Annotated in this window: 22 protein-coding genes and 1 riboswitch; of the genes, 13 read left to right on the top strand and 9 right to left on the bottom strand. The window is 49.6% G+C overall.

Features of this window, described 5'->3' with window-relative positions; translation table 11 throughout:
* Positions 1-11: 11 nt before the first annotated feature.
* The gene (locus BEN74_RS02520) at positions 12-1,253 is read right to left on the bottom strand and encodes an acyl-CoA dehydrogenase family protein (protein WP_068910132.1); all 1,242 of its coding nucleotides are present in this window, start codon (positions 1,251-1,253) and stop codon (positions 12-14) included.
* A gap of 94 nt (positions 1,254-1,347) precedes the next feature.
* Between BEN74_RS02520 and BEN74_RS02525 the strand changes: the two genes are divergently transcribed.
* Together BEN74_RS02525 and BEN74_RS02530 are read left to right on the top strand one after the other, a co-directional pair.
* Positions 1,348-2,265 (top strand): LysR family transcriptional regulator, encoded by a 918-nt coding sequence (locus BEN74_RS02525; RefSeq protein ID WP_068910129.1) that lies wholly within the window; start codon positions 1,348-1,350, stop codon positions 2,263-2,265.
* Between the two features lie 268 nt (positions 2,266-2,533).
* Positions 2,534-3,088 carry a thermonuclease family protein gene (locus BEN74_RS02530; RefSeq protein ID WP_068910126.1) on the top strand — a complete coding sequence of 185 codons (555 nt, stop codon included), beginning with the start codon at positions 2,534-2,536 and terminating at the stop codon, positions 3,086-3,088.
* Positions 3,089-3,337: 249 nt separating this feature from the next.
* Here the strand turns inward: BEN74_RS02530 and fba are convergent, their stop codons facing one another.
* The 3 genes from fba to BEN74_RS02545 all read right to left on the bottom strand — a co-directional run bounded on the left by fba (position 3,338) and on the right by BEN74_RS02545 (position 6,150).
* Positions 3,338-4,375, bottom strand: coding sequence for a class II fructose-bisphosphate aldolase (gene fba, locus BEN74_RS02535; RefSeq protein ID WP_068910124.1), 1,038 nt, complete (start codon positions 4,373-4,375; stop codon positions 3,338-3,340).
* Positions 4,376-4,497: 122 nt separating this feature from the next.
* Positions 4,498-4,773 (bottom strand): hypothetical protein, encoded by a 276-nt coding sequence (locus BEN74_RS02540; RefSeq protein WP_068910121.1) that lies wholly within the window; start codon positions 4,771-4,773, stop codon positions 4,498-4,500.
* A 189-nt stretch (positions 4,774-4,962) separates the two neighbouring features.
* Complete coding sequence (locus BEN74_RS02545; RefSeq protein ID WP_068910119.1) at positions 4,963-6,150, bottom strand: phosphoglycerate kinase; 1,188 nt, start codon at positions 6,148-6,150, stop codon at positions 4,963-4,965.
* A 137-nt stretch (positions 6,151-6,287) separates the two neighbouring features.
* On the opposite strand from BEN74_RS02545, the gene BEN74_RS02550 reads away from it, so the two are divergent.
* The 4 genes from BEN74_RS02550 to BEN74_RS02565 all read left to right on the top strand — a co-directional run bounded on the left by BEN74_RS02550 (position 6,288) and on the right by BEN74_RS02565 (position 9,047).
* The gene (locus BEN74_RS02550; protein WP_068910117.1) at positions 6,288-6,671 is read left to right on the top strand and encodes a DUF2237 family protein; all 384 of its coding nucleotides are present in this window, start codon (positions 6,288-6,290) and stop codon (positions 6,669-6,671) included.
* Positions 6,671-7,264, top strand: coding sequence for a Maf family protein (locus BEN74_RS02555; RefSeq protein WP_068910114.1), 594 nt, complete (start codon positions 6,671-6,673; stop codon positions 7,262-7,264). The genes BEN74_RS02550 and BEN74_RS02555 overlap by 1 nt, the downstream gene beginning before the upstream one ends.
* A 240-nt stretch (positions 7,265-7,504) precedes the next feature.
* On the top strand, positions 7,505-8,296 hold the full coding sequence (locus BEN74_RS02560) for a PP2C family protein-serine/threonine phosphatase (protein WP_228200384.1): 792 nt from the start codon (positions 7,505-7,507) through the stop codon (positions 8,294-8,296).
* Positions 8,283-9,047, top strand: coding sequence for a hypothetical protein (locus BEN74_RS02565; RefSeq protein ID WP_068910112.1), 765 nt, complete (start codon positions 8,283-8,285; stop codon positions 9,045-9,047). Before BEN74_RS02560 ends, BEN74_RS02565 begins: the two co-directional genes overlap by 14 nt.
* Positions 9,048-9,164: 117 nt before the next feature.
* On the opposite strand, the gene BEN74_RS02570 is transcribed toward BEN74_RS02565, so the two are convergent.
* Entirely contained in the window at positions 9,165-10,364 is a 1,200-nt protein-coding gene (locus tag BEN74_RS02570; RefSeq protein ID WP_068910110.1) for an alkane 1-monooxygenase, read from the bottom strand.
* A 193-nt stretch (positions 10,365-10,557) separates the two neighbouring features.
* Between BEN74_RS02570 and BEN74_RS02575 the strand changes: the two genes are divergently transcribed.
* Positions 10,558-11,496: an AraC family transcriptional regulator gene (locus tag BEN74_RS02575; protein WP_068910108.1), complete on the top strand. Its 939-nt coding sequence runs from the start codon at positions 10,558-10,560 to the stop codon at positions 11,494-11,496.
* Between the two features lie 46 nt (positions 11,497-11,542).
* Here the strand turns inward: BEN74_RS02575 and lpxB are convergent, their stop codons facing one another.
* The gene (gene lpxB / locus BEN74_RS02580) at positions 11,543-12,721 is read right to left on the bottom strand and encodes a lipid-A-disaccharide synthase (RefSeq protein WP_068910192.1); all 1,179 of its coding nucleotides are present in this window, start codon (positions 12,719-12,721) and stop codon (positions 11,543-11,545) included.
* Positions 12,722-13,089: 368 nt separating this feature from the next.
* On the opposite strand from lpxB, the gene BEN74_RS02585 reads away from it, so the two are divergent.
* The 3 genes from BEN74_RS02585 to BEN74_RS02595 all read left to right on the top strand — a co-directional run bounded on the left by BEN74_RS02585 (position 13,090) and on the right by BEN74_RS02595 (position 15,817).
* Positions 13,090-13,998 carry a sulfite exporter TauE/SafE family protein gene (locus BEN74_RS02585; RefSeq protein WP_068910106.1) on the top strand — a complete coding sequence of 303 codons (909 nt, stop codon included), beginning with the start codon at positions 13,090-13,092 and terminating at the stop codon, positions 13,996-13,998.
* A 126-nt stretch (positions 13,999-14,124) separates the two neighbouring features.
* Complete coding sequence (locus tag BEN74_RS02590) at positions 14,125-15,216, top strand: 3-deoxy-7-phosphoheptulonate synthase (protein ID WP_068910189.1); 1,092 nt, start codon at positions 14,125-14,127, stop codon at positions 15,214-15,216.
* 76 nt (positions 15,217-15,292) lie between these two features.
* Positions 15,293-15,817, top strand: a complete 525-nt coding sequence (locus BEN74_RS02595; protein ID WP_068910104.1) for a protein tyrosine phosphatase family protein — start codon at positions 15,293-15,295, stop codon at positions 15,815-15,817.
* Here BEN74_RS02595 and ispF read toward each other — a convergent pair.
* On the bottom strand, positions 15,805-16,293 hold the full coding sequence (gene ispF, locus BEN74_RS02600) for a 2-C-methyl-D-erythritol 2,4-cyclodiphosphate synthase (protein WP_068910101.1): 489 nt from the start codon (positions 16,291-16,293) through the stop codon (positions 15,805-15,807). The two genes, BEN74_RS02595 and ispF, sit on opposite strands and share 13 nt — an antisense overlap.
* 100 nt (positions 16,294-16,393) lie before the next feature.
* On the opposite strand from ispF, the gene BEN74_RS02605 reads away from it, so the two are divergent.
* Complete coding sequence (locus BEN74_RS02605) at positions 16,394-17,044, top strand: hypothetical protein (protein WP_068910099.1); 651 nt, start codon at positions 16,394-16,396, stop codon at positions 17,042-17,044.
* Between the two features lie 39 nt (positions 17,045-17,083).
* Positions 17,084-17,446, top strand: coding sequence for an MmcQ/YjbR family DNA-binding protein (locus BEN74_RS02610; RefSeq protein WP_068910097.1), 363 nt, complete (start codon positions 17,084-17,086; stop codon positions 17,444-17,446).
* A 115-nt stretch (positions 17,447-17,561) separates the two neighbouring features.
* On the opposite strand, the gene BEN74_RS02615 is transcribed toward BEN74_RS02610, so the two are convergent.
* On the bottom strand, positions 17,562-18,806 hold the full coding sequence (locus BEN74_RS02615) for a D-amino acid dehydrogenase (protein WP_068910095.1): 1,245 nt from the start codon (positions 18,804-18,806) through the stop codon (positions 17,562-17,564).
* Between the two features lie 149 nt (positions 18,807-18,955).
* Positions 18,956-19,044, bottom strand: a riboswitch (glycine riboswitch).
* A 176-nt stretch (positions 19,045-19,220) separates the two neighbouring features.
* On the opposite strand from BEN74_RS02615, the gene BEN74_RS02620 reads away from it, so the two are divergent.
* Positions 19,221-19,994: a hypothetical protein gene (locus BEN74_RS02620; protein WP_068910092.1), complete on the top strand. Its 774-nt coding sequence runs from the start codon at positions 19,221-19,223 to the stop codon at positions 19,992-19,994.
* Positions 19,995-20,129: 135 nt separating this feature from the next.
* Here BEN74_RS02620 and BEN74_RS02625 read toward each other — a convergent pair whose 3' ends face one another.
* Positions 20,130-20,681, bottom strand: a complete 552-nt coding sequence (locus BEN74_RS02625) for a GNAT family N-acetyltransferase (RefSeq protein WP_068910090.1) — start codon at positions 20,679-20,681, stop codon at positions 20,130-20,132.
* Positions 20,682-20,702 lie beyond the last annotated feature (21 nt).

Genomic DNA, 20,702 nt, shown 5'->3' on the forward strand with positions numbered 1-20,702 from the left:
GATCGGCAGGATTACTTTTTGCTGCGCGAGCTGTAGCCGCGCTTTGCCAGCTCCAGCTTGGCAATCATGCCTTTATGCACTTCATCCGGGCCATCCGCCAAGCGCAGCGAGCGCGCCTGCGCAAAGAAGCCGGTCAATGGCGTATCGCGCGATACGCCGGCGCCGCCGTGTATTTGAATCGCCATATCAACCACTTTTTCCAGTACGCTGGGCGCAACCACTTTAATTGCGGAAATTTCGGTCAAGGCCGCCATATTGCCCAGCGTATCCATTTTATAGGCTGCATACAGCGTCAGTAAGCGCGCCTGATCAATCGCTACACGCGCTTCCGCAACGCGCTCCAAGTTGCCGCCGAGTTTCAGAATTTCCTTGCCGAATGCAGTGCGGCTCATGCCGCGGTCAATCATCAGCTCCAATGATTTTTCCGCCGCGCCAATGCAGCGCATGCAGTGATGAATGCGCCCCGGCCCTAAGCGGCCCTGCGCAATTTCAAAGCCCTGGCCTGCGCCGCCGATAAAGCTGGAAACAGGCACGCGCACATCAGTAAAGCTGATTTCGCCGTGGCCATGCGGCGCATCATAATCGCCAAAGACCGGCAGCATGCGTTCAATTTTCACCCCGGCAGCATCGGCAGGAACCAGAACCATAGAATGCTGATGATGGCGGTCTTTAGTTGCATCCGGCGTATGCGCCATGAAAATAATGATTTTTGCGTTTGGATCGCCCAGGCCCGATGACCACCATTTGCGGCCATTCAGCACAATTTCACCGCCCTCAACAACCGCCGTGGCCTGCATATTGGTTGCGTCACTGGACGCCACCGCAGGCTCAGTCATGCAGAACACGGAACGGATCTTTCCTGCCAGCAAAGGCTGCAGCCACCGTGCTTTCTGCTGTTCTGAACCATAGCGCCATAAAACTTCCATATTGCCGCTGTCCGGCGCATTGCAGTTAAAGACTGTCGGCGCAATCAGGCTGCGTCCGGACAGTTCTGCAATATGCGCATATTCCTGCACCGACAGCCCTTGGCCCAGTTCAGCATCGGGCAGGAACATATTCCACAGTCCAGCGGCTTTGGCTTTGGCTTTCAAAACTTCCAGCTGCGCCGGCCACTGCCATTTAGTCCAGTCACCGCCCTGATTCAGCTCATGCACTTCATGCCAGAATGCTGTTTCAACAGGCTCGATTTCATCCCGAATAAATTTTTTAGTTCTTTCAATATAATCCTGCGCGCGCGCTGATAATTCAAACATGGCAGCTTCCTTTAAAATATTATGCTTTTTGAGCTTTACAGCAGCATAACCTGAAAACTACTATGAATAAAATGATTTTACTCCATAGCAGATCATGCATAATATTCATAGAAAAAGCATTCTCGATATGCGCGCTTTCCACCGCATTGACATCAATTTATATCCGCTGTTTATTGCGGTATTTGAGCAGCAGAATATTTCCAAAGCGGCGCAAATTCTGTGCATTACCCAGTCGGCCGCCAGCCATGCCCTGCAGCGCCTGCGGCAGCATTTGCAGGATGACCTGTTTGTGCGCGCCGGCAGCAAAATGCTGCCGACGCCTTTTGCAGAACAGATTTACCCGGCCATTCAAAATGCGCTGGCGGCAATTCAAGGCATTTCCATGCAGAAGCAGTGCTTTGACCCCAGCATGGTGCAGAGCCTGAAAATTGCGGTGCATGATGAAATTGAACCGATTATTTTCCCCAAGCTGGTGGCGCATTTTCAGCAGCTGGATTTGGCCATTCAGTTTTTCAGCATCAAGCTGGAGCGCAAAAGCATTGCGGCGGACTTGGCTGCCCAGCAGATTGATTTTGTGATTGATCTGGAGCAGAACTTCGGCGAAAAAATTCAGTTTCAGAAGCTGCTGCAAGACCAGTTTGCGGCCTGCACCCAGCAGAATCAGATGACTGAAGCCAGCTATCTGTCCTCGCCGCATATTGGCGTGTCTTCGCGCCGCACTGGCGTATTGCTGGAAGACGTGCATCTTAACCGCAGGCAGCTGTCCCGGCAGATTTTCCTGCGCTGCCAGCACTATTCAACCGCCTTGCAGATTTTGGAACAGCAGCCGCAGGCGATTTTGACTATTCCGAAAAATATCTTGGCGCATTTGCAAATTCCTGAATGCCTGAAAATTTTTGAGGTGCCTGTAGAACTGCCGGAAATTAATATGGGGATGCATTGGCATAAGGATCTGCAGGAAAATCCGCGTCATCAATTTTTGCGGAGTGAAATTTTTAAAATTTTTGCTTAGGCTATTTTAAATGGGGTATAAATTTGCTTAGGCTATTTACAACAGGCACGGCGCAGCGGATCTGCGCCGGAAATCATCTTCAGCATCCGCAACTAGCCGCCTAATATTTCAGCAAAATATTGATTGTTCGATGTTTTTTAAGCCAACATTGGATCAATCCGCCGGATATTTCAGCAGATTTCATTTACAATACAGCACATTCTAAGGTCTCCAACTTTTGCTGGATTTATTGGATACGGATCAATAAATTCAGCAGTCTTTTTTCTTTATGCTTGCAAACCTATCTCCCGGCTGGCTGATTGCCTTAGGCATGGCGCTGTGCCTTGCTGCTTTATTTCTTCTCCGCAAAATTTATCTTTTTCTGGCCGAGCTGTTCACCCCCTTTAAAAAAGGCAAGTCATACTGGTGCCGCGTGATTGCGGTCAGTGACGGCGATACCCTCACCTGCTCGCGGCTGAACATCCGCCGTTCGCAAACCAAATTGCGCTTTGCCTATGTCGATGCGCCTGAATCTTCTCAGGCCTATGGCAAAGAGTCACAGCGCATGGTGCAGGCCATGGTGCATAAGAAGCTGGTTCGGGTCAAAATTACCGATGTCGACCGCTATGGCCGCTGCGTGGGGGTGATTTACCGCTACCGGCGCAATATGAATGAAGAAATGATCAAGCGCGGCGCGGCTTGGGTGTATGAGGAATATATCCGCGATAAAAAGCAGCTCAAGCATATGCTGGCCTTGCAGGAGCATGCCCGCAAGCATAAGAAAGGCTTATGGAAAAGCGCAAAGCCTGTCCGGCCAAGCGTTTACCGCAAGCAGCGCAAATAAAGCCTGCACGCGGCAATGCAATAAAAATGAATGAGCGCATCCAGATGCGCTCATTTTTTATGGCTTCTGCTTCGCTTTTAAAGTCAGAGTTTCATTAAAAAAACTGGTTTCAGCTAAATCTGAGTCTAGGCAATTTTCTCTAACAGTAAAGCGTACCGAAAAAATATCAAAAAAAATGCCAGTCAATCGCTTAATTGACTGGCATCGCACAGCTGATGCTGCTTTTCCGCAGCAATCATCTATGGCAGATTATTTATAGCGTTCAACCATTTTCTCTAAAGAAATTGGGCGAATCTTGTCTGCGTTGCCCGCAGTGCCAAACGCTTCATAACGGTCAACACAGATCTGCTTCATTGCATCAACAGTTTCAGAGAAGAATTTGCGCGGATCAAATTCGCTTGGCTTCTCAGCCATCATACGGCGCATTGCGCCAGTAGACGCTAAGCGCAAGTCTGTATCGATGTTGATTTTACGCACGCCGTGCTTAATCGCTTCAACCAGCTGCTCTACAGGCACACCGTAAGTTTCTTTGATGTCGCCGCCGTACTGGTTGATGATTGCAAGCCATTCCTGAGGAACAGAGCTTGAACCGTGCATTACAAGGTGCGTATTTGGCAAGGCAGCATGAATTTCTTTAATGCGGTCAATGGCCAAAATGTCGCCTGTAGGCGGACGGGTAAACTTGTACGCGCCGTGTGAGGTGCCTACAGCAATCGCCAAAGCATCGACATTGGTGTCTGCAACAAATTGACGCGCTTCTTCAACAGAAGTCAAAAGCTGAGAATGGTCAAGCACGCCTTCTGCGCCTACGCCATCTTCTTCGCCCGCCATGCCGGTTTCAAGACTACCCAGGCAGCCGATCTCGCCTTCTACAGAAACGCCGCATGCATGCGCCATTTGCACAGTGCGGCGGGTCACGTCAACGTTATATTCATAAGTTGTCGGCGTTTTGCCGTCTGCGCCTAATGAACCGTCCATCATTACAGATGAAAAGCCCAGTTGGATAGAGCGCTGGCATACATCCGGATCTGTACCGTGATCTTGATGCATTACCACCGGAATATGTGGCCATTCTTCAATCGCAGCTAAAATAAGGTGACGCAAGAAAGGTGCGCCTGCATATTTGCGCGCGCCTGCAGAGGCTTGCACAATCACAGGTGAGTTTGTTGCATCTGCTGCAAGCATAATTGCGCGCATTTGTTCTAAGTTGTTTACGTTAAACGCTGGTACGCCGTAAGCATGTTCGCCGGCGTGATCCAAGAGCTGGCGCAATGAAATAAGAGCCATAATGTCCTCCCAGGTAATGCGACATATTCTACATGCTCAATGCTTTCAAATCAGCAGCAAAAAGCCCTTTTATAAAAAAAATCCCTGCATTTGCAGGGACTTTTAAAATAAAAACAACAAACTCAGTGAGCTGCCGGCGCAGCCGCTGACGCTTCAGCATCCGGTGTCGCTTCATCTGCAGGCGCATTGGCGATTTCTGCAGGCACATCAGTATTTTTTTCATCCAGTACTGGCTTGTCTAATGCATCAATTGCAGCCAGCTGTTCCGGCGTAACTTTCTCATCGGCAGCCGGTGCAGACGCTTCAGTTTCAGCTTTCGGCGCTTCTTCTTTTTTAGAACATGCTGTTAATGCCAAAGGCGCAATTAATAATGCTGCAAGTGCCAATTTAAGGTTCATCAGGTTTTCCTACAGGTTGATGAGTAACTGCAGGGAATTTTATTGCAGATATATTTCATTTTAATGACTAAAAAATGAATCACTTAAATCTGATCTGCTATTTGCAAAAAAGAGAGGCTGATCTTAATCAGCCCCTCTTTGATTATCACGGTTTTTTCCGCAGGGTTTTCTGCCCACGCAGCGCTAGAATTATGCGCGTTCCAGCAATACCGCAACTGCAGGCAATGTTTTGCCTTCTACGAACTCAAGGAAAGCGCCGCCGCCGGTAGAAATGTAGCCGATTTTGTCCGCAACTTCGTATTTATCAATCGCCGCTAAAGTGTCGCCGCCGCCCGCAATAGAGAAGCCTTCAGATTCAGCAATCGCTAAAGACAGAGTTTTTGTGCCTTCACCGAACTGGTCTACTTCAAATACGCCTACCGGGCCGTTCCAAAGAATAGTTTTTGAAGTTTTCAGAATGTCCGCAAACGCTTGCGCAGTTTCCGGGCCTACATCCAGAATCATGTCATTGTCCGCAACATCTTCAACCTTTTTCACCACAGCTTTGGCTGCAGCTAAAGAGCCCAGGAAGTCATCAAAATTGATTTCAGATGCATCTGCAACGACCACATCTGTCGGCAGCGGCACAGAAACTTTGGCAGCAATGGCTTTTGCCGTGTCAATCAGGTCGTGTTCGCACAGCGATTTGCCGACATTGAAGCCAGCCGCCGCCAGGAAAGTATTGGCAATGCCGCCGCCGACAATCAGCTGGTCGCAAATATCAGACAGTGAAGTTAAAACGTCTAATTTAGTTGAAACTTTAGAGCCTGCAACAATCGCCACCATTGGCTTTTCAGGCGTTTGCAGCGCGCGGCCTAAAGCGTCCAATTCAGCCGCCAGCAGCGGGCCAGCAGCTGCAACCTGCGCCAAGCGCGCAACGCCTTCAGTTGAGGCTTCTGCGCGGTGCGCAGTGCCGAAAGCATCCATTACGAATACATCGCAAAGCGCTGCGTATTTGGCTGCCAGTTCTGGGTTGTTTTTCTTTTCGCCGACATTGAAGCGGCAATTTTCCAGCAGTACAACCTGGCCCGGCTGAACTTCAACGCCGTCCAAGTAGTCTGTAAATAATTTAACGTCTTGGCCCAAGGCCTCAGTCAGGTAAGCGGCCACCGGCGCCAATGACTGTTCAGCTTTCGGCTCACCTTCAACAGGACGACCCAGGTGAGAATAAACCATGACCGCCGCGCCTTGTTCCAGGGCTGCTTTAATGGTCGGCAATGCCGCGCGCAGACGCGCATCGCTGGTAATCACACCGTTTTTAACAGGCACGTTCAAGTCTTCACGGATAAGAACGCGCTTGCCTGCTAAATCGAGGTCAGTCATACGCTGAAAGTTCATATAGCTCTCTTCATTGATATCAAAACGCCAAGATTCTAAATGATTATGCAGAAAAAGGTTAGCTTCTTTTGCAGAAAAGGCAGCGAAAGCTAAACTTTTGCTATCATAGTAAAAAGCCCTCTAAAGACTCAGCGCTTATGTCTATTCATCCTGATCCAAATATTAACCGTTTAAACGTTTTAGGCGAGCCTCTGGCCAGCTGCTGCTTTGACCCGATTACCGGGTATTTCCGCAACGGCTTTTGCCATACGTCCATGACTGATCTGGGTCAGCATACGGTGTGCGCGCAAATGACTTCCGAGTTTTTAAACTTTTCTCAAAAGACAGGCAATGATTTAATCACGCCGCTGCCGGAAGCCGGTTTTCCCGGCCTGCAGCCGGGCGATTTCTGGTGCATCTGCGTGACCCGCTGGGTGGAATCCTATCAGGCAGGCTTTGCCCCGCCTATTAAACTACAAGCATGTCATCAAGCCGTACTGTCTTATGTGCCGCTTAATGTCCTTATGGAATATGCAGTGTGATGAATACTCAAAAAATCATTTTGGCGTCCAGCAGTCAAACCCGCAGGGATTTAATGGACCGCCTGCGGGTTGATTACCTGTCTATTGTGCCGGATATTGATGAAACGCCGCGCGGCGAAAGCCATGCCGATGATCTGGCGAAACGCTTGGCCTTTGAAAAAGCCAAGTGCATTGCCGGGCAGCATCCCGATGCGATTGTGATTGGTTCAGACCAGGTGGCATGGCGTGAAGGCGCGCCGGATATCTTTATCGGCAAGCCGCTGAGCCCAGAAAAAGCCATTAAGCAGCTGCAGGCCAATTCGGACAAGATTGTCTATTTCAGTACGGCGCTCAGCGTGCAGCACGCAGCTTCCGGTTTTGAGCAGACGCTGGTGGAGCATTACAAGGTGAAATTCCGTAAGCTCAGCCTGCCGGAAATTGAACGCTATATTGAAATTGAGCAGCCGCTTCACTGCGCCGGCAGCTTTAAGTGTGAAAGCCTTGGCATCAGCCTGTTTGAAGAAATGAGCGGCCATGACCAAACTACGCTGATGGGCATGCCGATGATCAAGCTCTGCAGCATTTTACGCGAGCTGAATGTATTGGTGCCTTAATATATTGATTATTATTAAATTTTAAGCACGCACTGCCCGCGCAGTGTGTGCTTTTTTTCACCTTGAAATATTTTTTGCAATTTGCTGCGCTTTTGCCGCCGTGAACGGAGCCTGAAAAGCGTAAAGCATGTTTAAATAATAAAATATTAATACAATTCAATTAGTTACATTAAAAATAAAGCTTGCACCGCCCTACTGAAACGCTTATAAATAAGGCAAATTCAAGCCAAGGTTCGCAGCATGCCTCTGATTTATGAAATGCAGGCTTTAACCTGGCGGGCGCGGTCAGCCCGCCAGCAGGACGCCATATTAGTTAACGGCAAAGTCATACAGCATGACGGACTGATCAGCCGGCATTGCCATGCCGCAGCCAATGCGCCTTGGTGCGCGGCTGTTGCGGACGGCGTCAGCAGCAGTCCAGGCGCTGAACAGGCTGCGCTGCTGCTTTTAAACAGTGTATTGCAGCAGGCTTCAGATTCAGCTCAGTCCATTAGTTTTCAAACGCTTCAGCAGCATTTAAGCCGCAGCTTGGCAAATAATGAAAAATACTATGGCGCAAGTACAACTTTGGCTTTAGTCAGCCACTCATCTCCACAGAATTTTGTGAATATTCAGCATTTAGGCGATAGCCGCGTGTACCTGTTCAGCAGCCATTCCCAGCAATGGCGCTGCTTGACGCGCGATCATAATTATTTGGAGCAATTGCGCCTGAATGGCGAGCTGCAGGCCGGTGAGCAGTACGCCACAATTTACAATGCCCTGCTGTACTATTTTTGCGCTGACCCATTGCATGAAGTTCCAGAACTGGCTGCCTATGAAGAATATTTAACCCCGGACGATGCCCTGCTGCTCTGCACAGATGGCCTGCATGATGTGATGGAATGTCATGAGTGGCCTGCGCTTCAAGCAGACATGGCGCTGAAGGAATGGCTGAAGATAGTGAAGCAGATGCTCGAAGAACGCAAAGCTTATGACAATGCCAGCATGGTGCTTGTCCGTTTAACCGAAGGAGAAAAACATGACGCCGAATAATAAAGAACTGCTGCCGCAGGCAAAAATCTATCTGCAGCAGCTGGAGCATATTTCAGTTTCGGACTTGCAGCGTAAATTTTTGATTGGACATCAGCAGGCTTCCCTGCTGCTTGCGCAATTGATTGAAGACGGGGCTTGCGGGGAAACGTTTAAAGCCAATCTCGGCTATCCTGTGACAACAGCAGTATCTCAGACTGCGCCGTATGCAAAATTTGAACCTTGGATTGGCAGCAGGTATTTAAGCAATAACCGCTTTGGATTGCGTGTTCTGGTGCTTGGAGAATCACATTACGGCGAAACATCCAAATTCCACCCGGACTTTACAACAGAAATTGTCCGCTGGCTGGCGCAGGATGAAAGGCATTCATTCTTTACCAAAACCTCTAAAGTGCTGCTTGGCTTAGATAAAACCAGTTATCTGGACAGCCGTACGCGGGGAGAAGTTTGGGAACACATCGCTTTTTATAATTACATTCCAGAATTTGTTTCGGAGAATCCAAGAGACAGGCCTACACCCGCCATGTGGGCTTCTGCAGAGCAGCCTTTTATTGAAACTGTGCAGCAGCTGGCGCCGCAAGTTATCTTGGTTCTTGGCAAAGCATTAAGCTCGCATCTTCCAAAACTTCCTGAGCATATCGACATCTGCTGCATTCAGCATCCGTCTACAGGTTTTTCTTATCAGCGCTGGAATCCCGTGTTTGCGCAAACGCTTCAGCGCGCGCAAATGAAAATGCAGAATCCGGCGCTTTAAATTGACCTAGGCAGATTAATCCGAAAGTTCCAAAGAGATTCCATCCAGATAAAGCCGGACAGGCCCATAATTTCCCATGAGCCTGTCTTTAAATCCAATGGCTTAAACTTTCCTGTATTACTCCTCGCTTAGCCCGAATTTCTTAAAAATCCGGGCGCGGCGCTTAGGATGGATATTGGCTTTGCTTAAATCGCCTTGATAATGCTCAAACACCCGCCGGTCCATCATTTTAAACCACAGGGCTGGAATCAGTGCCGGAATCAGCATAGTCGCATAGCCGCTGGGCAGTTCCGGCGCTTCATCAAAATGGCGCAACGCCTGAAATGGCCGCGTCGGATAGGCATGATGGTCTGAATGGCGCTGCAGTTGATACAAAAACAGATTGGTCACAATATTGTTATTATTCCAGCTGTGTTCCGGCATGGTGCGCGCATAGCTGCCGTCCGCTTTCTGCCCGCGCTTTAAGCCATAGTGCTCAATATAATTGATAATTTCAAACAGGCTGATGCCATACAGCGCCTGCACCGCCAAATACGGCGCAGCCCGCTTGCCGAAAAGCTTCAGCATGCCGGCATGAAAGCCCGCGCTCATGGCCCAGCCATGAAACAGCTCATTTTCCCGGCTGAAGAATGACAGCCCTTTGCGCTTTAAGCGCTGCTGTTCAATTTCAACCGCGGACTTAATCCCGCCAAAAACCGTGCGCGGCCAGAACTCATAAAAAGTTTCACCCATTTTAGATGAAGCCGGATCTTCCGGCGTGGCGGCCCGCTTATGATGGCCATAAGGGTGCTCAATGCGGAAATGATTATAGGCCAGCGGCATCAGCGTGGCATGCGACCAGTAATGGTCTTTTTTATTCGGCCGGTGGCACAGCTCATGCGCAGTATTTACCCCGACGCCATTAATCGCGCCCATGGAAATGCCCAGCAAAATCTGGTCTAACAATGACACCTCTTTGCGGCTCACCACATAGCCGGCAAAAACATTGGCAGCCATCTGCAAAGGAATAAACAGCTTCACAATGCGGTCATAGTAAGGATCTTGCGCCAGCACCTTAATTTCATCATCTGTCGGATTGTTGTCATCTGCGCCAACCAGAGCATCAATGCCGGGAATAATCACATGCAGCAGCAGCGGGCCGCCTAAGGCAAAAGCTTTTTTGCTCATTTTCGGGCCAAAGTGATAGCCGGCCAGAATCCCCATGCCGATGACCGGCAGGCCCGGACTCAGCAGCCAGCCATAGCGCTTTTTATCCAGCTGGCGGCCGCTCTGCCTATTCTGCTGCAATTCCGAACTGACTTTTACTGGTGCATTCATCTGCCTGTCTTCCCTATTTTTTTGTTCTATGCTTATATTTCTAGAAATGCGCATGCAGCAACAGTCGCAGCCGTCCAAAAAAACTATGCAAAAGTCTTTGGCTTATTTTGATATGAACTGACCTCAAAACACATAAACGGCTATGCTTGGATATGCGCATAGCCTGCATGCAATCAAGATAGAACGATAAAACATGGATGCTTTAAGTAAAATTTTTGATGATATTCATTTAAACCAGTCTGAATATATCTATTTGCAAGCTAAAAATAATTGGGCCTTTCACTATCATGAACAGGGCGCCATGATCGCCTACGCCATGATGCAGGGCCAGTGCCTGCTGCACGCGGGCGGGAAACAGATTGCGCTTGAAGCCGGCGACTTGATTTTAATTCCCTCAGGGCAAAATCATTTCTGCACCGCATCGCAGCACCCGGTTTTTAATCCAGTCTTGAACATCAGCCCGCTGTTCGATGAAAAGCGCCATAAAACTATCCAGCTGGAATCCGAGCAGTTTCCCCAACATGAAGCATGCCTGATTCTTGCTATCCGCGGCCATGTCGACAGCATTATGGCCAAGCCGCTGTTTAATGCCCTGCCGGAATATATGCATATTCAGCATATTATGAGCAGCACCGCGCCGGAATGGCTGCAAATCGGCCTGCAGTTTTTAGCCGTCGAAGTGAATCAAATCCGCCCCGGGCGGGACAAAATCCTCGATCATCTGGTCAGCATTTTATTTATAGAATGCGTGCGCGACCATATTGCCCAGCTCAGCGATTCCAAAAACTGGCTGAATGCGCTGTCGCATCCTGAACTGTCAAATGCCTTGGCGGCCATTCACGGCCAGCCTGAACGCGCATGGACTGTGGAAAGCTTGGCTGAACAATGCTGCATGTCGCGCTCAAAGTTCGCCAACCTGTTTAGCCAAATGATTGGCGAACCGCCTCTGGCCTATCTGCAGCAGCACCGCCTGCGCCTGGCGCAGCAGCATTTGCGCCGCGGCCAGCTGTCTATTCAGCAGATTGCGCATAAAGTCGGCTATTCTTCCGAAACTGCTTTCAGCCAGACCTTCAAGCGCAGTTTTGAGCTCACGCCCAGCCAGTACCGCCAGCAGTTTCAGCGGAGCGCATAGCCTCTGCGCTCATTGTAAAGAGGCAGTTGAGCATGTCGTGGCAGCTTTAGGGCTGCGCTAAAATACTCAAAATGGCCTGAACCGGGTCTTCACTGTTGCCGGAAAGCAGCTGCTTATGCATGGTGATATGCTGCATGGCCTGAATCTGCGCCGTTTCCACATCCATCAGCTTTTCAATTTCAGCGGCCAGCTTTTCAGGCGTGGCGTCTTTCTGAATCAGCTCCTGAATCACTTTTTTGCCAGCAATAATATTCGGCAGCGAATAATACGGAATTTTGATTAAGAATTTCACCACATGATAGGTCAGCCAGTTCAGCTGGTAAAACGTCACCATCGGGCGGTGCAGCAGCATGGCCTCTAGGGTTGCCGTACCCGACGCCAGCGCAACAATATTTGAGGCATTCATCACCTGGCGGCCAATTTTAGATTCCGTGCCGGTGTTTTCCAGCAGCTGCACTTTGGCTTTAAATTCGGCCGGATATTTTTCCAGCAACGCTTCAATCTGCTGCTTGCGCGCATCGTTAATGGCCGGGATCAGATATACATATTCAGGATGCTTCTGCATCACAATATGCGCCGCCTCCAGCACCAAAGGCCCTAAGCGCTCAATTTCACCGCGCCGGCTGCCCGGCAGCAAGGCAATATGCTTTTGATTTTCGCTCAGCCCCAGTTCCGCTTTGGCTTCCGCAATCGGGTTCTGCAGCGGCAGCTGGCTGGCCAGCGGATGGCCAACAAAGGCAGCCGGCACATCCCATTTTTTATAAAAGGCTTTTTCAAACGGAAACAGGCACAGCACCAGATCAATGCTGGCTTTAATGCCATGCACGCGGCCTTGGCGCCACGCCCAGACCGAAGGGCTGACATACTGCACAGTTTTAACCGGCAGCTGTTTCTGCTTCAGGCTTTTCGACAAGCGCAGGTTGAAATCCGGCGCATCAATGCCGATAAACACATCGACAGGATTTTCAGTCCATCTGTCCAGCAAGCCGTCACGCACCGCAAATAATTTTTTAAGGTCTTTCAGCACTTCAACAATGCCCATCACCGAAAGAATATCCATCGGATAATAGCTTTTAAAGCCTTCCGCAATCATTTGCGGGCCGCCAATGCCTTCAAATTCAGCATCAATGCCTTGCTCACGGAAACAGCGGATCAGCTTGGCGCCCAAGGTATCGCCCGATACTTCACCCACAACGATTCCAATTTTAAGCTTCCGGTTTTGCAAGTTTTTATCCTCATGACGCTGGTGCATTTTAAGCTTGCGCGCATTTTAACATAGTCCATTCCGTTTGAATGTCTCAGCGCTAAGCTTTTGAAAACGGGCAACCTGCTATTGCGAAATCCTGCATGATCAAGCGCATCTCCGCTATTTTTAATGGAGCCACGCCTGCAGGCCAATCGATTCAGCTGCGCCTGAACAGCCTGTGCTGAATTCCATTCCTGAGCGCAATGCGTACTTTAAGCGTGCAGGCAGCGGCGTTGATGCCCCGCCGCGCTTTATCTTTTTTTAGAATAAGCAAATCAACAATCAAGACAACGGCTTATATTAAAAAGTCATAACATATGCACGTTTCTGATATTTGGCATATCTCCATGTTTGGTCCTTTCGAATTTATTATGGCCGGTGTTTTGGTCGGCTTCTGCGTCGGCATTACCGGTGTCGGCGGCGGCTCACTGATGACGCCAATTCTGATCAGCCTATTCAGAATTGAACCGCATATCGCGATTGGCACCGACTTGCTGTATGCCGCTATTTCAAAATTCTGCGGCTCTTTAGTGCATGCCAAAAAAATGAATATTGTCTGGCCCATTGTGATTTGGCTGGCTGCCGGCAGCATTCCCGCATCCTTTGCGACGCACTGGGTGCTGGACAACTATTTAAGCCAGTCGGCAAATTACAAAATGGTCTTAACCATGGTGCTGGGCTTCATGCTTACGCTGACGGGCATTTCAATCATGTTCCGCGCGCAAATTGAAGCGCTGTTTAATAAAATCCGCAGCAAAGACGTGCTGGAAGACTATTCTTTAGATTATGAAAAAGAAAGCCTGCAGACCAAGTCCAAGCGCGCCTATATTATTCTGATGGGCATTATCCTGGGCGTATTTGTAACGCTGTCTTCCGTCGGCGCAGGCGCATTCGGCATTATGGCGCTGGTGCTGATGTTCCCGAACCTGCCGATGATCCGGATTATCGGCTCTGACGTGGTGCATGCCGTACTGCTGACTTTTGTCGCGGGCATGGGCCATATGACTTCAGGCAATGTGGACTTCCATTTGCTGGGCTGGCTGCTGTGCGGCTCCATTCCGGCCATTATCATCGGCACGCTCATCAGTTCCCGCCTGCCGGAAAAACTGATCCGCAAGATACTCGGCATTACCCTGTTTGCCTTAGGCCTGAATTTCATGATCAACCCGATCAAGGCCAAACCTGCAGCAAAACCGGCGGCAGCCTATGTGCTGCCCGGCGCTGCGGTTTCAGCAGATAAAAGCGTGAATGTGTAAATTTTCCATACGATTCATCACTTTTTTTTCACCGAATTATTGATCTTTTTTATAACAATGCAGTACTGCATTCATGTTATATTCGGGCGATGAAACAACCTTTTGTATGAACAACCAGTGACGGCAATGAATACACAACAGTCAAACCCAATTACTCAATCAGATATCGATGATGTGAATGTGAAAAGCATTCTGCCCCTTGTAACGCCAGCAGAGCTCAAAAAAGAATTGCCTTTGACTGAAAATGTCTATCAAACGGTCTTAAAGGGCCGCGAAACCGTCCGCAATATTCTGGACGGCAAAGACAAGCGCTTATTCATTGTCATTGGCCCATGCTCTATTCATGACACCGTAGCAGCGCATGAGTATGCAGACCGCTTAAAAGTGCTCAGCGACAAAATTAAAGATTCAATTTATGTGGTCATGCGGGTTTATTTTGAAAAACCGCGCACCACAGTGGGCTGGAAAGGCCTGATCAACGACCCAGACATGAATGATTCATTCAATATTGAAAAAGGCCTGCGCATTGGCCGCCAGCTGCTGCTTGAACTGAATGAAAAGGGCTTGCCTTGCGCAACTGAAGCGCTGGACCCGAACTCGCCGCAGTACTATCAAGATCTGATTTCATGGTCTGCAATTGGCGCGCGCACAACAGAAAGCCAGACGCACCGTGAAATGTCTTCCGGCCTGTCTTCGCCTGTCGGCTTCAAGAACGGCACAGACGGCGGTTTAACTGTAGCGACCAATGCCATGCAGTCCGTTAAGCATGGCCACAGCTTTTTAGGCTTGAATGATCAGGGCCAGGTCTCTGTTATTCATACCAGCGGCAACCCTTATGCGCACGTTGTGCTGCGCGGTGGCAACGGCAAGCCGAACTATGATGCAGGCTCAGTCGCGGAAGCGGAAATGGCGCTGGCAAAAGCCAAAGTCAGCGGCAAAATCATGATTGACACCAGCCATGCCAACTCCAACAAAGACCCGTACCTGCAGCCGCTGGTGCTGAAAAACATTACCGAGCAGATTTTAGACGGCAATAAATCCATTGTCGGCCTGATGGTGGAAAGCCATCTGAAAGGCGGCCGCCAGGACATTCCTGCCGACCTCAACGATCTGGAATACGGCAAATCCGTCACAGACGGCTGCATCGACTGGGAAACCACCGAAAAAGCCCTGCTGGACATGCATGAGGCGCTTAAGGACGTCCTGCCAAACCGTTAAGAACTGCAAAACGCCATCGTCAAGATGGCGTTTTTACTTTATAGTTGCTGTATGACTTGAAAGCAAAAATAACGTTATGAATGATATTGAAAATGGCTTAAGCCAGATTGAAAACTTCCAGTTTATTCATGAACACTTGTTTACATCTGGACAGCCATCTGCTGAACAGCTGCAGCTGATTAAAGAATACGGCGTAACCACAGTGATCAATTTGGCGCTGACGGATGCCGGCAACCATTTGAACAATGAAGACCGGATTTGCCTAGAACTGGGCCTGAACTATATTCAGCTGCCTATTTCATGGGACATGCCTTCCGATGAGCAATGCCTGCTCGCCTTAGACATGATTGACCATTTGGTGCAGGAACAGATGGTTTGGGTGCATTGCTGCAAAAACTTCCGCGCCAGCAGCCTGATGTATTTATACCGCCAGTATTATATGAATGCCGAACTTCCGGCTGCGCAGGATTTAATGCATCAGGTGTGGGAGCCGAATGAAACCTGGACGGGGCTGATCCACGCCGTTTCACTGCAGCTCCAGGGACGCAAATCCACTCAGGAGCTGCAACTGTCCTTAATCAATCCGGATCATTTTGCATGAGCAATCAGCACCGTCGCCATTGAGAGAATGCCTTCCTGACGGCCAGTAAAGCCCAGCTGTTCAGTCGTCGTCGCTTTCACGCTGATTTGCGTAACTTCCACATCCAGCACATCCGCAATGCTTTGGCGCATTTCCAGATTGTGCTTCGCCAGTTTTGGGCGTTCGCAGGCCACGGTAATATCGGCATTATTCAGCACATAGCCGCGGTCTAAAATCAGCTGATAAACATGCTTCAGCAAAACTTTGCTGTCTGCGCCCTTAAAGTTCGGGTCTGTATCCGGGAAATGCTGTCCAATGTCACCTAAAGCCAATGCCCCCAGCAGCGCATCGCACAGCGCATGCAGGACAACATCGCCGTCCGAATGCGCTTTTAAGCCATGCGTATGCGGAATTTTAACGCCGGCCAGCGTTACAAAGTCCCCTTCTTCAAAAGCATGTACATCCAGTCCTTGACCGATTCTAATTTGTGCAGCCACGGCATTCTTCCTTCAGAAATAAACGATTGAAATCTTGTATTCACGCTTTCTATTTCGCTATAGTTAGGGCAAGCGCAACATAGTGAAAGTATAAGCGATCATGCTGTTGAAAACCGATATAAATATCATCAAAACCCTTGCATTTGGCTTAGGCATTGGCTATTTGTGCGCCAATACGGCGCATGCGGAAGCAATCAGCTGCGCTGCAGCCGGCAGCGCTTCCCTTCACAAAATTTGCTCGGCTGAGTTTGCAGAGCAGCGCAAGCATCTGGACAACCTTTACCTTACCGCGCTTTTGGTAACGGATGCGCCCGCCCGCATTGTGCAGGATACGCAGCAAATGTGGGTGCAGCGCCTGCGTCAGTGCAAAAGCATGGGCTGCTTTAAGCAGCAGCTTGATCTGCGCGCGGATGACCTGAATATTTTTGTATCTTTAAACCAAAGCCTGACGCAGCATTATCTGAAATTTGAAAATGGCCGTTTTGCCCAGCCGCAGGTGCATATGAAAGTGCATCAGCTGAGCAAAGACCGGATTAAGATTGAAGGCTTGGCCTACCGCAGCCCGAATAACCGTGCAGAAGTGCAGGCCATCCCGTTCCTGGCCTATACTACGCCGGATCAAAAAAGCCAGATTACGGACAATGAACACAGCTGCAAATACCAGTTCAGCTACAGCAAGGCGCTGCTTGCAGTAAAAACTTCGCAAAAAGGCTGCGGCCGCTTTGCCGGAATTTACCGCTTATACGACTAGCAGGCGCTGCCCGCCCATTTTTTCACAGGAAAATAATGCATGAATGGTCAGCAAATCACAGAAACTGCTGAAGCGGCGGCGATGCATTTGATGGGTGCGGAATGCTCACAGCCTTTCGGCCCCGGGGTGGATGTCTACAAGGCCTTTGAAAAAGTTTTCCTGCTCTGCTCGCAGCATCAAGACCGGCAGATTGTGACCTTAAAATGCGCGCCGGAAAACTCGATTATGCTCCGGGACATTTATCCCAGCATCAAACCCGGCTACCACATGAATAAAAAGCACTGGATCAGCATTTATCCCGGTGACGAAATTCATGCCGATTTAGTGAAGAATTTAGTCGAAGATTCCTATGACTTAATCCTCAAGACAATTCCGAAAAAGAAAAAAATATCTTCCGGCTGATGCGCTCAGGCTTCCAGCTACAACCAATGCAAACCGCAGCAATTGATCAAAGTGCATGCTAAGCCCATGAAAACACACTGCAGAATTCATAGGCTTTGCGCAAGGCTGAAGCGCTTTATACCGGATGGCTTTGCGCAACCTGCTGGCTGATCATGGCGGCTGTGGCGGCTGACAGCGTCCAGCCCAAATGGCCATGCCCGGTATTGTAAAATACCCTTTCCCGCTTGCCGCGATCCACCCTCGGCATCATATCCGGCATCATTGGCCTTAAGCCGGCCCAAGGCACCACAAACTCAGTAGAAAGCTCAAAATTTTTATTCACCCAGTCGGTTAAAGGCTGTATGCGGTCAGAACGGATATCGCGGTTATAGCCATTGAATTCAGCCGTTCCTGCAACCCGCAGCCGGCCGGCGCCCAGCCGGGAGGTAACAATTTTAGCGCTTTCATCCAGCAGGCTGACCCACGGCGCATGCGCTTGGCTGGCATCATCTTTCAGCTCAACGGTAATAGAATAGCCTTTAACCGGATAGATATTCACCCGGTCGCCCAGCATTTCCGCCAGCTGATAGCTGCCGACTCCGCCGCAGACCACAATTGCATCCGCATTCAGCATTTCAACCGTATCTGCCGGTTTGTCCATATTTTCTTCACTGGGCTTCAGCAGGATTCTGACGCCTTTGTCATCCAGCTGAACTGAAGAGGCCTCCATGCCAAACCGATAAGTCACGCCCAGCTTTTCAGTGACAGCAGCCAAGCCCGAACTGAATTTATGAATATCGCCAGTCGCATCCCCCGGGCAGTAAAAGCCGCCGTAATAATCGCCGGTTAGGCTCGGCTCAATGGATTTTATTTCTGCATTGCTTACCGCATGGCGCTCTAAGCCGCCTTCGCGCAGCAGCTCATTGACGCGGACTGCCACCTCGTAATCTGCCTGCGTATGGTAAAAGTGCAGAATGCCGCGCTTTTCCAAATCAAACTGAATCTGTTCTTTTTCCGCAATTTCAAACAGGCGCTGGCGGGCCAGCAAAGCCATTCTGACGGTTTCCCGGGTATTGGTTTTATAGTGCTTAATATTGCCCATAAATTCGAGCAGCCATGCATATTTATGCACGCTGAAGCTCGGGTTCAGCAGCAAGGGCGCGGATTTCTGCGCCATCCATTTTATGCCTTTCAGCACCGTCGCTTTCTGGTTCCAGACTTCCGCATTGCAGGCGGACAGCTGCCCGCCATTGGCGAAAGACGTTTCCATCGCAGGATATAAATGCCTGTCGACCACAGTCACTTGATAGCCCAGCAGGCTCAGCTCATAAGCTGTTGTCACCCCGGTTATGCCTGCACCGATCACTGCAATATGACACATACGCACCCCTTAAAATGCAAAGCATTTCAAATCATGATGTGCCTCATCTGTCGGGGTACCTGAGAGCTTCAATTGAAATCAGAAACTATTCTGACCAACCTTCCCCCTTCGGTGAGCATCATTTTGCAGACGCTTCTCTCCAGAATGTTTGAATTATTGCAGTCCTTTTGCCTGAGAGTTTCCTGAGGCTTTGCTCCTTCGGCGAGCGCATGATACGCTTCTCTCCTGCAATAATTGCTTTAGATACTATGAGCAATTTTTGTTCCATCTTCTAGCATTATTTTTATAAATATTGTGCTTATTTTATAGCCGTGATGAACAGGATGCTTAAGCACTGCAGCCTGCATCACTTATGCATGGCTGCAAAAAAGCATAAAATAGCGCCGTTATCATCTGCAATCTAAGCGCCCATATATGCATGCCTACACGCTGGCCGATTTTTCCGGCACCATTCTGAAGCATTCGCTGGATGAACTTACTCAGTCCGAGCTGTTGCTGACTTGCAAGGTGGGAAATCTGCAAAGCTTCTATACGCCTTTCGATGCCGTCAACACAGGGGCCAAGGTCGTTCTCGCCGGCATCTGCCCCGGCCAAGCGCAGTGGCGCAATGCGCTGAAGTCCGCGCAGGAAGGCTTGAAGCAGGGTTTGCCGGCGGATGCGGTTTTACGGCAAGCCAAAGCAGCAGGCGCGTTCAGCGGCCCAATCCGCGCAAATTTAGTGAAAATTTTAGACCATATTGGCCTGCAGCATAAATTGGGCATTCCAAGCGCGCAGGCGCTGTTTGATGAGCAGCAAGCGCTGGTGCATATGACCTCCGTGCTAAGGCAGTGCATTTTGGTCAAAGGGAAAAACTATGCCGGCTCCGCGCCCAGCATGCTGAGAAATGAATTTCTGAAACAGCATATAGAAGCTTATTTTCTGCCGGAAATCGCGCAGTTGGCCAGCACTGTTTACATTCCCTTTGGCCAGAGCGTGACTGAAGTGCTGTATTTCCTGTCTAGCTTAGGCTATTTAAGGCCAGAACAGATTCTGGACGGCTTTCCGCATCCTTCCGGCGCCAATGCTGAACGCATTAAGTATTTTCTGGGTGAGAAAAATGCCTCAGAGCTGTCCGCCGCCACAAATCCCGTGCTGATTGATCAGGCTAAGCTGCAGCTTTTGGCTAAAATCAAGGCGCTGAATTTTTAGGAATGCAGCGGCAAAGCCGTCATTGACTCAAATTTTCTGAATAATTTTTTGAATAACTTCCTGAACAATCTGCAAGGCGGAGCCGGCTGATTTGGCTGCAGCCCGCCAGAATCTCAGTGCAGTTCAGGCAATACATCAGGCTTCGGCAAAGCCCTGTATTCCCCGCTCTTTCTGCAAATGCACTAAATGCAGAGCCAGCAAAGGCTGGCCGACATTGGCATTGACAGGATAATCTGCAGTTTTCTGCGTTTGAACATAGCCGCAGCGCTGATAAAATGCGATCAGTTCAGTTCTGACATTCAGCACATGCATCTCTAAAATCTGAATCGCTTGATGATTCTGCTGAATATATGCTTCCGCAAATGTCAGCAGCTTGCGTCCTAAACCGGCATTCTGCGCCTTGGGGTCAACACCGAATGTGCCGATTTCTGCCGATGCTGAATTAAAAGTTAAGCCGATGCAGCCCTGCAATTCAGAAGCATCCGCCTGCTCATGCTCCAGCAGCCAAAGTTCAAAATCCGGCTGCGCCAAAGCCTGCTGCAATTGATTCAAGTCAATGCGCTGACCTGCCACAATACCCTCTTCATTGGTCCAGCTCTTTGCGCCGCCGCTTCGGTAAGCCCGATTGATCAGGCTGACTAAACACAGCAGATCATCCTGGCGCGCCAGCCTGAATTTCAGCTTCATATCCTGTTCTCCTTTTTTCTT

Source organism: Acinetobacter sp. WCHAc010034, from assembly GCF_001696615.3.
In the GTDB taxonomy this organism is placed as follows: Bacteria; Pseudomonadota; Gammaproteobacteria; order Pseudomonadales; family Moraxellaceae; genus Acinetobacter.

Excerpts from the sequence above, each read along its gene's own strand:
- BEN74_RS02620 (WP_068910092.1), top strand. The coding sequence starts at position 19,221 with ATGCATGCCTACACGCTGGCCGATTTTTCCGGCACCATTCTGAAGCAT.
- BEN74_RS02590 (WP_068910189.1), top strand. The coding sequence starts at position 14,125 with ATGAATACACAACAGTCAAACCCAATTACTCAATCAGATATCGATGAT.
- BEN74_RS02550 (WP_068910117.1), top strand. The coding sequence starts at position 6,288 with ATGTCTATTCATCCTGATCCAAATATTAACCGTTTAAACGTTTTAGGC.
- BEN74_RS02545 (WP_068910119.1), bottom strand. The coding sequence starts at position 6,150 with ATGAACTTTCAGCGTATGACTGACCTCGATTTAGCAGGCAAGCGCGTT.
- BEN74_RS02610 (WP_068910097.1), top strand. The coding sequence starts at position 17,084 with ATGAATGGTCAGCAAATCACAGAAACTGCTGAAGCGGCGGCGATGCAT.
- BEN74_RS02595 (WP_068910104.1), top strand. The coding sequence starts at position 15,293 with ATGAATGATATTGAAAATGGCTTAAGCCAGATTGAAAACTTCCAGTTT.
- BEN74_RS02560 (WP_228200384.1), top strand. The coding sequence starts at position 7,505 with ATGCCTCTGATTTATGAAATGCAGGCTTTAACCTGGCGGGCGCGGTCA.
- BEN74_RS02625 (WP_068910090.1), bottom strand. The coding sequence starts at position 20,681 with ATGAAGCTGAAATTCAGGCTGGCGCGCCAGGATGATCTGCTGTGTTTA.
- BEN74_RS02530 (WP_068910126.1), top strand. The coding sequence starts at position 2,534 with ATGCTTGCAAACCTATCTCCCGGCTGGCTGATTGCCTTAGGCATGGCG.
- BEN74_RS02585 (WP_068910106.1), top strand. The coding sequence starts at position 13,090 with ATGTTTGGTCCTTTCGAATTTATTATGGCCGGTGTTTTGGTCGGCTTC.
- BEN74_RS02555 (WP_068910114.1), top strand. The coding sequence starts at position 6,671 with ATGAATACTCAAAAAATCATTTTGGCGTCCAGCAGTCAAACCCGCAGG.
- fba (WP_068910124.1), bottom strand. The coding sequence starts at position 4,375 with ATGGCTCTTATTTCATTGCGCCAGCTCTTGGATCACGCCGGCGAACAT.
- BEN74_RS02540 (WP_068910121.1), bottom strand. The coding sequence starts at position 4,773 with ATGAACCTTAAATTGGCACTTGCAGCATTATTAATTGCGCCTTTGGCA.
- BEN74_RS02605 (WP_068910099.1), top strand. The coding sequence starts at position 16,394 with ATGCTGTTGAAAACCGATATAAATATCATCAAAACCCTTGCATTTGGC.
- BEN74_RS02575 (WP_068910108.1), top strand. The coding sequence starts at position 10,558 with ATGGATGCTTTAAGTAAAATTTTTGATGATATTCATTTAAACCAGTCT.
- BEN74_RS02615 (WP_068910095.1), bottom strand. The coding sequence starts at position 18,806 with ATGTGTCATATTGCAGTGATCGGTGCAGGCATAACCGGGGTGACAACA.
- BEN74_RS02565 (WP_068910112.1), top strand. The coding sequence starts at position 8,283 with ATGACGCCGAATAATAAAGAACTGCTGCCGCAGGCAAAAATCTATCTG.
- BEN74_RS02570 (WP_068910110.1), bottom strand. The coding sequence starts at position 10,364 with ATGAATGCACCAGTAAAAGTCAGTTCGGAATTGCAGCAGAATAGGCAG.
- BEN74_RS02525 (WP_068910129.1), top strand. The coding sequence starts at position 1,348 with ATGCATAATATTCATAGAAAAAGCATTCTCGATATGCGCGCTTTCCAC.
- BEN74_RS02520 (WP_068910132.1), bottom strand. The coding sequence starts at position 1,253 with ATGTTTGAATTATCAGCGCGCGCGCAGGATTATATTGAAAGAACTAAA.